4 protein-coding genes, 1 tRNA gene and 2 rRNA genes (1 of these 7 only partly in view) are annotated in these 12,085 nt (G+C 44.0%); all 7 read right to left on the bottom strand.

Features of this window, described 5'->3' with window-relative positions; all coding sequences use genetic code 11:
* A 23S ribosomal RNA gene (locus EL087_RS01300) occupies positions 1 to 1,507 on the bottom strand; it reaches 1,394 nt to the left of the window's first position.
* Positions 1,508 to 1,771: 264 nt separating this feature from the next.
* Positions 1,772 to 1,844 (bottom strand) — tRNA-Ala (locus tag EL087_RS01295).
* A gap of 56 nt (positions 1,845 to 1,900) precedes the next feature.
* A 16S ribosomal RNA gene (locus EL087_RS01290) occupies positions 1,901 to 3,456 on the bottom strand.
* Together the 16S and 23S rRNA genes with 1 tRNA gene alongside form the textbook arrangement of a ribosomal RNA operon.
* Positions 3,457 to 3,825: 369 nt before the next feature.
* The gene (leuS, locus tag EL087_RS01285; protein ID WP_126406348.1) at positions 3,826 to 6,327 is read right to left on the bottom strand and encodes a leucine--tRNA ligase; all 2,502 of its coding nucleotides are present in this window, start codon (positions 6,325 to 6,327) and stop codon (positions 3,826 to 3,828) included.
* A 203-nt stretch (positions 6,328 to 6,530) separates the two neighbouring features.
* The gene (locus EL087_RS01280; RefSeq protein WP_126406346.1) at positions 6,531 to 8,198 is read right to left on the bottom strand and encodes an amino acid ABC transporter ATP-binding/permease protein; all 1,668 of its coding nucleotides are present in this window, start codon (positions 8,196 to 8,198) and stop codon (positions 6,531 to 6,533) included.
* On the bottom strand, positions 8,188 to 9,951 hold the full coding sequence (locus EL087_RS01275; protein ID WP_126406343.1) for an ABC transporter ATP-binding protein/permease: 1,764 nt from the start codon (positions 9,949 to 9,951) through the stop codon (positions 8,188 to 8,190). Before EL087_RS01275 ends, EL087_RS01280 begins: the two co-directional genes overlap by 11 nt.
* Before the next feature lie 224 nt (positions 9,952 to 10,175).
* Positions 10,176 to 12,071 carry a M13 family metallopeptidase gene (locus tag EL087_RS01270; protein ID WP_126406340.1) on the bottom strand — a complete coding sequence of 632 codons (1,896 nt, stop codon included), beginning with the start codon at positions 12,069 to 12,071 and terminating at the stop codon, positions 10,176 to 10,178.
* Positions 12,072 to 12,085 lie beyond the last annotated feature (14 nt).

Here is a 12,085-nt window from a genome sequence, read left to right as displayed (position 1 = left end):
ACACCTCACTGCTTAGACGTGCTCTTCCATTCGCACGCTTGAGTTAGCCTACTGCGTCCCTCCTTCACTCTATACTCTAGTACAGGAATCTCTACCTGTTGGCCATCGGATACACCTTTCGGTCTCTCCTTAGGTCCCGACTAACCCAGGGCGGACGAGCCTTCCCCTGGAAACCTTAGTCTTACGGTGGACAGGATTCTCACCTGTCTTGCGCTACTCATACCGGCATTCTCACTTCTATGCGCTCCAGCGCTCCTCACGGTACACCTTCACCACACATAGAACGCTCTCCTACCATCCCCTAAAGGATCCACAGCTTCGGTAAATTGTTTTAGCCCCGGTACATTTTCGGCGCAGGGTCACTCGACTAGTGAGCTATTACGCACTCTTTGAATGAATAGCTGCTTCTAAGCTAACATCCTAGTTGTCTGTGCAACCCCACATCCTTTTCCACTTAACAATTATTTTGGGACCTTAGCTGGTGGTCTGGGCTGTTTCCCTTTCGACTACGGATCTTAGCACTCGCAGTCTGACTGCCGACCATAATTCATTGGCATTCGGAGTTTATCTGAGATTGGTAATCCGGGATGGACCCCTCACCCAAACAGTGCTCTACCTCCAAGAATCTTTCTGTCGACGCTAGCCCTAAAGCTATTTCGGAGAGAACCAGCTATCTCCAAGTTCGTTTGGAATTTCTCCGCTACCCACAAGTCATCCAAGCACTTTTCAACGTGCCCTGGTGCGGTCCTCCAGTGAGTTTTACCTCACCTTCAACCTGCTCATGGGTAGGTCACATGGTTTCGGGTCTACATCATGATACTATGGCGCCCTCTTCAGACTCGGTTTCCCTACGGCTCCGTCTCTTCAACTTAACCTCGCATCATAACGTAACTCGCCGGTTCATTCTACAAAAGGCACGCTCTCACCCATTAACGGGCTCGAACTTGTTGTAGGCACACGGTTTCAGGTTCTCTTTCACTCCCCTCCCGGGGTGCTTTTCACCTTTCCCTCACGGTACTGGTTCACTATCGGTCACTAGGGAGTATTTAGGGTTGGGAGATGGTCCTCCCAGATTCCGACGGGATTCCTCGTGTCCCGCCGTACTCAGGATCCTGCTAGGTATAAAGACTATTTAAAATACGAGGCTCTTACTCTCTCTGGCAACCTTTCCCAAGGTTTTCTTCTATAATCTTTAAGTCCACATCGCAGTCCTACAACCCCGAGAAGTAAACTTCTCGGTTTGCCCTCTTGCCCTTTCGCTCGCCGCTACTCAGGCAATCGCTTTTGCTTTCTCTTCCTGCAGCTACTTAGATGTTTCAGTTCACTGCGTCTTCCTCCTCATCTCCTTAACAGAGATGGGTAACAGGTAGTACCTGCTGGGTTCCCCCATTCGGATATCCCTGGATCTACGCTTACTTACAGCTCCCCAAGGCATTTCGTCGTTTGTCACGTCCTTCTTCGGCTCCTAGTGCCAAGGCATCCACCGTGCGCCCTTACTAACTTAACCTTATCTTTGACCTCTCAGTCATATACTCATTAATATTCACAGCGTTTTCGGTTTATTTTCTTGTTACTATTTGATATCGTTATTCAATTTTCAATGTGCTAATCTTAGGATATTAAGAGACGGTTCGCTTGCGAAAACTTCTGTAGAAAAATAGGAAACTGACGCTGTGTTCGTCGAACACAAGGAAGTTTATCTTTTTTCCTAAGAAGTTAGTCTCATATGCAACTTCACTTCTTTATTAAGTTCAGTAGGATTCTATCCTAATGGAGCCTAGCGGGATCGAACCGCTGACCTCCTGCGTGCAAAGCAGGCGCTCTCCCAGCTGAGCTAAGGCCCCACAAGACCTCTCAAAACTAAACAAGACAAACTCAATGGCTTCCGTTTTTTCCTTAGAAAGGAGGTGATCCAGCCGCACCTTCCGATACGGCTACCTTGTTACGACTTCACCCCAATCATCTATCCCACCTTAGGCGGCTGGCTCCTTACGGTTACCTCACCGACTTCGGGTGTTACAAACTCTCGTGGTGTGACGGGCGGTGTGTACAAGGCCCGGGAACGTATTCACCGCGGCGTGCTGATCCGCGATTACTAGCGATTCCGACTTCATGTAGGCGAGTTGCAGCCTACAATCCGAACTGAGACTGGCTTTCAGAGATTAGCTTGCCGTCACCGGCTTGCGACTCGTTGTACCAGCCATTGTAGCACGTGTGTAGCCCAGGTCATAAGGGGCATGATGATTTGACGTCATCCCCACCTTCCTCCGGTTTATTACCGGCAGTCTCGCTAGAGTGCCCAACTCAATGATGGCAACTAACAATAAGGGTTGCGCTCGTTGCGGGACTTAACCCAACATCTCACGACACGAGCTGACGACAACCATGCACCACCTGTCACCGATGTTCCGAAGAAACTTCCTATCTCTAGAAATAGCATCGGGATGTCAAGACCTGGTAAGGTTCTTCGCGTTGCTTCGAATTAAACCACATGCTCCACCGCTTGTGCGGGCCCCCGTCAATTCCTTTGAGTTTCAACCTTGCGGTCGTACTCCCCAGGCGGAGTGCTTAATGCGTTAGCTGCGGCACTAAGTCCCGGAAAGGACCTAACACCTAGCACTCATCGTTTACGGCGTGGACTACCAGGGTATCTAATCCTGTTCGCTCCCCACGCTTTCGAGCCTCAGCGTCAGTTACAGACCAGAGAGCCGCTTTCGCCACCGGTGTTCCTCCATATATCTACGCATTTCACCGCTACACATGGAATTCCACTCTCCCCTTCTGCACTCAAGTTAAACAGTTTCCAAAGCCTACAATGGTTGAGCCACTGCCTTTCACTTCAGACTTTTCTAACCGCCTGCGCTCGCTTTACGCCCAATAAATCCGGACAACGCTCGGGACCTACGTATTACCGCGGCTGCTGGCACGTAGTTAGCCGTCCCTTTCTGGTTAAGTACCGTCACAGTATGAACTTTCCATTCTCACACTCGTTCTTCCTTAACAACAGAGCTTTACGATCCGAAAACCTTCTTCACTCACGCGGCGTTGCTCGGTCAGGGTTCCCCCCATTGCCGAAGATTCCCTACTGCTGCCTCCCGTAGGAGTCTGGGCCGTGTCTCAGTCCCAGTGTGGCCGATCACCCTCTCAGGTCGGCTATGTATCGTCGCCTAGGTAGGCCATTACCCTACCTACTAGCTAATACAACGCAGGTCCATCTACTAGCGATGCAATTGCATCTTTCAAGCATCTAACATGTGTTACATACTGTTATGCGGTATTAGCTATCGTTTCCAATAGTTATCCCCCTCTAATAGGCAGGTTACCTACGCGTTACTCACCCGTTCGCAACTCACAGTCTATGGTGTAGCAAGCTACGGTATAAACTGTGCGTCCTACTTGCATGTATTAGGCACGCCGCCAGCGTTCGTCCTGAGCCAGGATCAAACTCTCATATAAAGTTTGAGCTCTCACTCATTTCTGTCACTGACAGATTTATTGTTTCTTTTTAATGTTTGACGGACTGTTCTTAAACAGTCGCCTGCACATTGGTTCGTCTTGTTCAGTTTTCAAAGGTCTTTGTCGCCCCTCAAGCGACAACTATCTTAGTATATCACCTCCTCCTCTTCTTGTCAATACCTTTTTTTATCTTTTTTTATTTTTCTTGTTTTTAAGTTTAAGCTTTTTTAGTTTAAGGTAGCAAAAAAGGATTCCAAATGTTATCAGAATCCTCATTTTTCTTTTATTTCGCAACAATATTCGCCAATTTAGGTGACTTCAATAGCCTGAGAAGCTATTGAAGGTTGGGGTTACGGCTAACAGAACCTATTACTTAACAACAATATTAACAAGTTTGTTAGGGACTACAATCACCTTGATGATTTCTTTGCCAGCGATTTCTGACTTGATTTTTTCGTTGGCAAGAGCAAGTTTTTCAAGTTCTTCACGGCTGGAATCTTTTGCTACAACGAGTTTCGCACGAACTTTGCCCTTGATTTGGAGAACAATTTCAATCTCGTCTTCAACGAGTTTTGCTTCATCCCAGGTTGGCCAAAGAACGTATGAAATAGACTCGCCTGATTGTGTCAATCCTTGCCAGAGTTCTTCTGCCAAGTGCGGTGCAAATGGAGCTAGGAGTTGGATCAAGCCTTTTGCATATTCCACATAGAGACGGTCTTCCTTGTTGGCGCTATTAACAAAGACCATGAGCTGGGCAATGGCTGTATTGAACTTGAGTTCTTCAATCTGCTCAGTTACAGCTTTGACTGTCTGGTTGTAGACTTTATCAAGCGCACCACTGTTTTCTGCCACAATTTCCTTGCTAGTCAGCAAGCGATAAACGCGGTCGAGGAATTTACGCGAGCCTTCAAGACCCTCTTCAGACCAAGCGATTGACGCATCAAGCGGTCCCATGAACATTTCGTACACGCGCAGCGTATCCGCACCATAACGGTCAACCACATCATCAGGGTTCACAACGTTTTTAAGTGATTTAGACATCTTCGCCGGAGCTTGCTCCAGCTCTTCACCGGTTTCGATGTTAAAGAAGGAGCCATCACGTTTTTCAACTTTATCACTGGCAATCAGAGCTCCTCTGCTGTCACGATAGCTTGTTCCCAAAATCATCCCTTGGTTAAAGAGCTTTTGGAATGGTTCCTTGGTTGGAACGATACCTAAATCATAAAGGAATTTATGCCAGAAACGAGCGTAAAGAAGGTGAAGCACAGCGTGTTCTGCACCACCGATGTAAATATCAACTGGTAACCAAGCCTTGAGCAATTCCTCATCTGCTAATTTTTCATCGTTGTGTGGATCAATATAGCGCAGATAATACCAGCTGGAACCAGCCCATTGAGGCATAGTATTGGTTTCACGGCGGCCCTTCACCCCGTCTTCACGGGTCACTTCCAGCCAATCGGTCAAGTTAGCAAGTGGGGATTCCCCTGTACCGGAAGGTTTGATATCTTTGGTTACTGGCAATACAAGTGGTAATTGCTCTTCTGGAACAGCTGTTGTTGTGCCGTCTTCCCAATGGATGATTGGGATTGGTTCACCCCAATAACGTTGACGTGAGAAGAGCCAGTCACGCAAGCGGTAAGTCACTTTCTTGTTACCAACGCCTTCTGCTTCAAGCCATTCAACCATTTTGTCAATAGCTTGCGCTTTATCAAGACCGTCTAGGAAACCAGAATTGATATGAAGTCCGTCTTCTGTGTAAGCTTCTTCTTCAACATTTCCGCCTTCAAGAACTGGAATGATTTCCAAACCGAATCGTTTTGCGAATTCCCAGTCACGTGTATCGTGAGCAGGAACCGCCATGATAGCACCAGTACCGTAGCTTACAAGAACATAATCAGCAATCCAGATTGGCATTTCTTTACCATTTACTGGGTTAATGGCATAGCTACCAGTCCAAACACCTGTTTTTTCTTTAGCAAGGTCCGTACGAGCAAGGTCAGATTTAAGGCTTGCTTGATGTTTGTAGTCAGCAACTGCTTGCGCTTGTTCTGGTGTTGTAATAGCTTCAACAAGTGGGTGCTCAGGCGCTAAAACAGCGTAAGTCGCACCAAATAATGTATCTGGACGAGTTGTAAATACGGTGAAATCTTTGTCAGTACCCTTAATTTTAAAGGTAACATTGGCACCAGTTGATTTACCAATCCAGTTACGTTGCATGTCCTTGATAGACTCTGGCCAATCAAGGTCTTCTAAATCTTCCAGCAGACGTTCAGCATAAGCTGTGATTTTCAGCATCCATTGGCGCATGGGTTTGCGGACAACTGGGTAGCCACCACGTTCAGATGTCCCGTCAGGAAGGACTTCTTCGTTGGCGATGGCTGTACCTAGTTCTTCAACCCAGTTAACTGGCACTTCGGCTTCGTATGCCAAGCCTTTTTCGTATAATTTTGTGAAAATCCACTGAGTCCATTTGTAGTAGTTAGGATCCGTTGTATTCACTTCACGGTCCCAGTCATAAGAGAAGCCCAGTGCATTGATTTGGCGTTTGAAATTGGCAATATTTTCTGCCGTAAACTCAGCTGGGTCATTTCCTGTGTCCATCGCGTATTGCTCAGCAGGAAGCCCAAAAGCATCCCAGCCCATTGGGTGAAGAACGTTGTAACCTTGAGCACGTTTGAAACGGCTGAGAATATCAGTCGCCGTGTAGCCTTCTGGGTGTCCTACGTGCAGACCTGCTCCAGATGGGTAAGGAAACATATCCAGCGCATAAAAGTTTGGTTTGTCAGCATCTGTTCCTGTCTTGAAGGTATGATTTTCAGCCCAATAATGTTGCCATTTTTTTTCAATTGATTTGTGATTATAAAAAGTCATTGATTCACTCCAATTTTGTGATGTTATTATTATACCATTTTTAGGCGATTTTAAAAGGCATAATTAGGGAAAGAGGAAACATAATCAAAAAAGAATACTTTACTAACTGGATTTGTTTTCTAGCTCATTTTATTGAGAAGTTTTAACTCCATAGCTAAATGGAAAATCCTCAAATATGAAGCCTAGCATTTATTCTACCCTTTTTATTGCAGTCGCTTTAACCGCGATGCGTCCAATTCATAGATTTCACCTGCAAATGCCACTGTTGACGTACGGTGTGAAATCATAAAAATCATTCCTTGGCATTCTTCTTTTACAATAGATAGAAACGCCGCTTCGTTGAGCGAATCAAGATTGCTAGTCGGCTCATCAAAGATATAACAATCCGCCTTTTTCAAGAGTGCCCGCATAAGCTCTAAACGCTGTCTTTCTCCAGCTGAAAAGTCACGTTCACCGTCAATAATTGTATCCAAACCATTCGGCAATCTTTCTAGGCACTCTTTTAGTCGGCATCTTTCTGCCAACTTCCAGATACTTTCATCACTAATGTCGTTTCTCCCCAGTAAGAGATTTTCTCTCAAAGATTGATGAAAAAGCTGAGCTATCTGTGGTACATAAGCAAAGGAAGCCTGCAAATGCTGACGATTAACTTCTCTGGAGTTTACACCAGTAAGAAAGACTGAACCAGCATTGCTGTCATACCAACGCATAATGAGCTTCATCAGGGTTGATTTACCACTACCACTCTTACCAATCAAGCCAATAATCTTCCCTTTTTCAAAATGTGCAGAGAAATTATTAAACAGCTTTTGCTGACGATTGTCGTAAGCAAAATCCATATTCTCAATCAGAATATCGTCTAAAGTGACAGCTATTTCCTGACCAGTTTGGACGGGCTCTACCTCATCTAAGAGAGCAAAAACAGTACGACCAGCATTCATAGCACGTTTAAATCCTAAAGGCAGGCGTCCTAATTCTAAAAAAGGAGCAAAAGAGCTAGAAAAAGCAACTAAAACGAGAACCGCTTCCTGCCAAGATAACTGATGATTTTCCACTTGATAGAATGCCAAAAGAGCAACGCTTGTAAGAGACAGTCCCACCACCAAAAAGGTTACCGTTTGCTGTAGATATTGTTTCTGGGTAACCTGTCTTTCCAACTGGTTCACAGTCTGACTTCTGCCCGTCAATTCTGCAAATCGTTCGTGACTCTTGCCAAATTGAGACAAATCGCCCATCGCTTTCAGACTTTCCAAGAAAAAAGAAACATAATTCGAGCGTTCCTGATTTTGCTTCTGCAAAATATCTTGTAAACCGAGAGCAAACATTCTCGGTAAAATAATAGCTAAAATCCCATAAGTCATTAAAGTCACTAAAGCAAACCAAAACGAGAAATATGCAAAATACATTCCCATCAAAAGAGCTGTCAAGAACCCTGTACAAATGGGAGCTATCGTATGTGCAAAAAAGATTTCCAGCGCTTCAATATCTTCACCAATCATCTTGAGCAATTTGCCGCTGTCCTGATGATCCAACTTCGCTGGTGCCAAACGGCGTAGCTTCGCAAAAATGAGCTTACGTAAATCCGCCAGAGAATGGAAGGCAACAAAATGCCCGAAATAATGCTCGCCATAACGAAAGGCGCCCCGAGCCAGGGCTAGTCCAATCAGTAAAATCAGACTCCACCAAGCAGGCTGCTGACCATTCAAAGCATGAAAACCTAATACAATCACAAGAGTTGGAATTGTCACCGTTGTGACAAAGCCAAGTACCGCAAAGAAAACCGCTAGAGCGATAAAAGGGAGCAAATGGTTCATCACCTGAAAAAGTCTGCTGAGGATAACACGAGTTGTGTAACGTTTTTTAGTTTCCATGCGTTAATTCCTCCAATTCTTGCTGGGTATTTGCCAATTGGCGGTATTCTTCACTCTGTTCATAGACTTCTACTGGCGTTCCCAAAACCGTTTTTTCTTTTCCTATAAAGAGAACTTGACTTGCTTTAACGACTTGTTTCATCTTATGGGTAATCTCAATGACAAGTGCGTTTTGCGCTACCAAATTTAGCAAATCATAGATAGCCACTTCATTGTCTTTATCTACACTAGATGTCACTTCATCAAACAGATAGAGTGAACGCTTGGCCAAGATAGCTCGCACACAAATGATCTGCTGGCGTTGCCCCGGTGATAATTGACTGCCGTTTTCCCCCACAAGAGTATCAAGACCTTGAGGCAGATCTCTTACAAATGCTAAAACACCTTTTTCAGCCATCCAGTCCTCTAATTCAACCCGCGGCCAATCTACTGCCAACTGTAAATTCTCAAGAATGGATGCGTTTAAAAGAACACTATTTGCTGACACATACATGACTTCCTGATAAATAGTTGATTTTGATAAGCTTTCGATTTCTTTTTCTCCTAAGAAAATGAAACCTCTGTCCGCCTGTCGTTTCCCCAACAACAGCTTGGCTAACGTTGTTTTCCCACGGCCGCTTTCTCCTGCAATGGCTAAGATTTGTCCACGTTTCATTTTAAAGCTTAGATTTTCAAATAATTTTCTATCCGCAAAAGCAAAATCCAAACCATTAACTGTCAATTCACTAAAAGGAGGCAATTCCTGCTGTTCCTCTTTTGCTTCTTTTTCAATTGAGTCCAAAAATCCAAAAATTCGATCAGCCATTTTGGTATTCATCATAACTAAATGCATTCCATAACCAGCTTCACGAATCGGCGTGAAAAACTCAGTCGCAATAAAAACAAAGTAAATCATAGCAAATAGTGATAAATTTCCTGCTTGTAACATGGAAGCTGCAACGAAGCCTGACACACCAATCCCCAAGTACATAACGGCATCCATGTAGCCAACCGACTGTAGCTGAAATCCTAGAAGTTCCATAGTTGCATCACGAAAATCCTCTGCCTGCGCTGCAAATTCCTTTTCATATTTTGCATCTGCCTGATAAGAATAAAGAGTGTTCAGCCCCTGAAGATCATCTAAAAAGAGATCGCCAACGTCCATATAAGAAGCCCAGTAACGATTCATAATCCTGCGCGAACGCTTCTGCATGAGAATGATAGACATAGGAATCAAAGGCAGCGAAAGAATAAAAATCAAACCGCCAGTAGGGAACAGAAAAAACACAATCACCAACACTGTCAAGCAATTCAAATACGTTCGTAGATTTAAGGGGAGATAATAAGAATAATACGTATCCAAACTGTCAATTCCTTGTGACGCTACCGTCAAAATATCTGCAGCCGTCTTACTATCCTGAAATTCTCCGTCTTTATCTACGAAAGCCTGAAAAAATGCTGCTTTTAGTTTGTTGCGAGCAAACTGCGAAGCTACTCCTTGGAAATTTTTCGCCAGAAGCGAAAGCGCAAAACCTAAACAAGAAAAGAAAAACAGCCAAAAAAGAACCGACAAAAAATTCAATGGTGTTCCCTCATATAAATCCGACAAAACTTTTGCTATCAATGCAAAGCTCAAAATCCGCATGATGAATTGAAGCCAAGCTAAAAAAGCCGATAGATAAATCAGTTTCATTTTAGGCTGGATCAGTTCTTTCAAACGAGCAATCAGCACTTTCTTTCTGCCTCGTGATATTTTTTCTTGCTCTTCTGTCATCACTTTCTCCTCATGTTCTTCATTTTATTCTATCTTTATTCATTATAACACCCCCAAGCAGAGAAATAAATTAAATTTTCAGTTTTTTTAATTTTTGCAGTCCATGAAAACTTTCCTTCCTTGTGAAATTTATTCATAAGACAAAGCAATTAGCTAGCCTCTCTACGCTAAACACACAAAAAACCAGCTGACCATTCCAACTGGTTTTGAATAAAGTGATGCCATTACCAAATAATCACGCGTTCTTCTGGTTTGCGCCACATGCCGTCGCCTTCTTTAACATCAAAAGTCGTAAAGAAATCATCAAAGTTTGGCAATTGAATATTTGTCCGGAGTTTTCCGGGAGCATGCACGTCCACGCTGGCTAGCATTTGCATGTATTCTGGACGAGCCTTCATGCGCCAGATACGAGCAAAGTTCGTAAAGAACTCTTCTGCAGAGAAGTCTGCTTCTTTCTTAGCGGCTTCCAGTGCTGCCGCAATACCACCAAGGTCTGCAATATTTTCTGAAACAGTTAGTTTCCCATTGACTTTAGCACCGTAAGAATCCTGTCCGTCAAATTGCTCAATCACCTTTTGAGTACGTGCTTGGAAGGCCTCGTAATCTTCTGGCTTCCACCAGTTATTTAGACTTCCGTGTTCGTCAAATGAAGCTCCATTTGAATCAAAGGCATGAGAAATTTCATGAGCAATCACCGCACCGATACCGCCATAGTTGGCTGATGAAGATTGATGTAAATCATAAAATGGCGCTTGGAGAATGGCTGCTGGGAACACAATTTGATTTTGCTGTGGGTCATAATACGCGTTGACCATATGGGCTGGCATGTGCCATTCACTGCGATCCACTTCCTTGTTCCACTTGCTCCATGTATGCGCAATAGAAATTTTTGCTAAATTTTGAGCATTCCCCACCAAACTCAAATTCTCATCAATCACTTTTTTCGCATAGGTTTCTGGCAATTTCTCTGGATAGCCGATATGCGGTGTGATGACATTGAGTTTGACAATCGCTTTGTCACGTGTTTCCTTAGCGAGCCAATCCGCCGTTTCCAGACGCGACTTATAAACATCAATCATAGCAGCAACTTTGTGCTCTACATCTGCTTTTGCTTCAGGTGAGAATTTTTCTCCCGCATACCACAAACCAAGTGCTTGGTTATACGGACCTTGCGCTAGCTGGTAAGCTGCCTTTTCTTTTGGACGTGGTTCTGGGACACCTGAGATAGCGCGTGCATAGGTACCTGAAAGGACACGAATTTCTTCAGTGAGCAAAGAAGTCCATGCTCCAGCCGCAAACAATTTCAATCCTGCATGGATAGCAGCCCAATTCTTTTCTGAATAATATTCCGCCGCAAACTCTTTCCAGAAGCGCTCTTGCGGAACAATCACCTTGTCCGGGATTTGTCCCAAAATCTCTGTAAAAATCGCATCAAGTGGCAATTCTGGAGCTAGCTTCGTGAAATCTGCCCAATCATAAGGATGATATAATTTCACATATTCTGAGCTTTCTTCATTTGACAGGACATACTTGGCTAATTTAGCATCCAATTCCAGATATTTATCTAAAATATCTTTTGTTTCTTCTTTCGAAAAGCCAAATTTAGGCAGCAGTTCTTCCTGCATTTTCCGCCAGATTGCCAGCAATTCCTTACCTTTTTCATTTCCTTCTTCATAGTAGGTTGTATCTGGCAAAATGATTCCAGGTGCATCAGCCCAGAGAACATTCATTTGCGCATTCATAAAGTCTGGCGCGACGTCAAAAGTAAAGAAATTTGGCTTTCCAGCCATTTCATATTCAGCAATCTTTCCAGTAAATTCTTTGAAAGATCCGAGCGCTTTATATTCTTCCACCAGCGGCATTGCAGGGGTAACTCCTGCTTGTTCCCGTCCGTCAAAATCTGCCACCAAACGATGGTATTTCACAAAATTTTGCAAGATTGGATCATCCGGCACATCTTGACCTGCTAACCATTTATCAGTTGTAGCCAGCATCAATTTTTCAATATCTTGATCCAGATCCATAAATCCACCTGTCATAGGCTTATCATCAGGAATAACTGCTGTTTTTTCCCATTCACCATTAACATAGTCAAAAAAATCATCTTGTAAACGTGTCATCTTGTTCTCGCTTT

This window comes from Streptococcus milleri, from assembly GCF_900636525.1.
GTDB classification, from domain to species: domain Bacteria; phylum Bacillota; class Bacilli; order Lactobacillales; family Streptococcaceae; genus Streptococcus; species Streptococcus hominis.
This window is presented reverse-complemented; position numbering and strand designations above follow the sequence as displayed.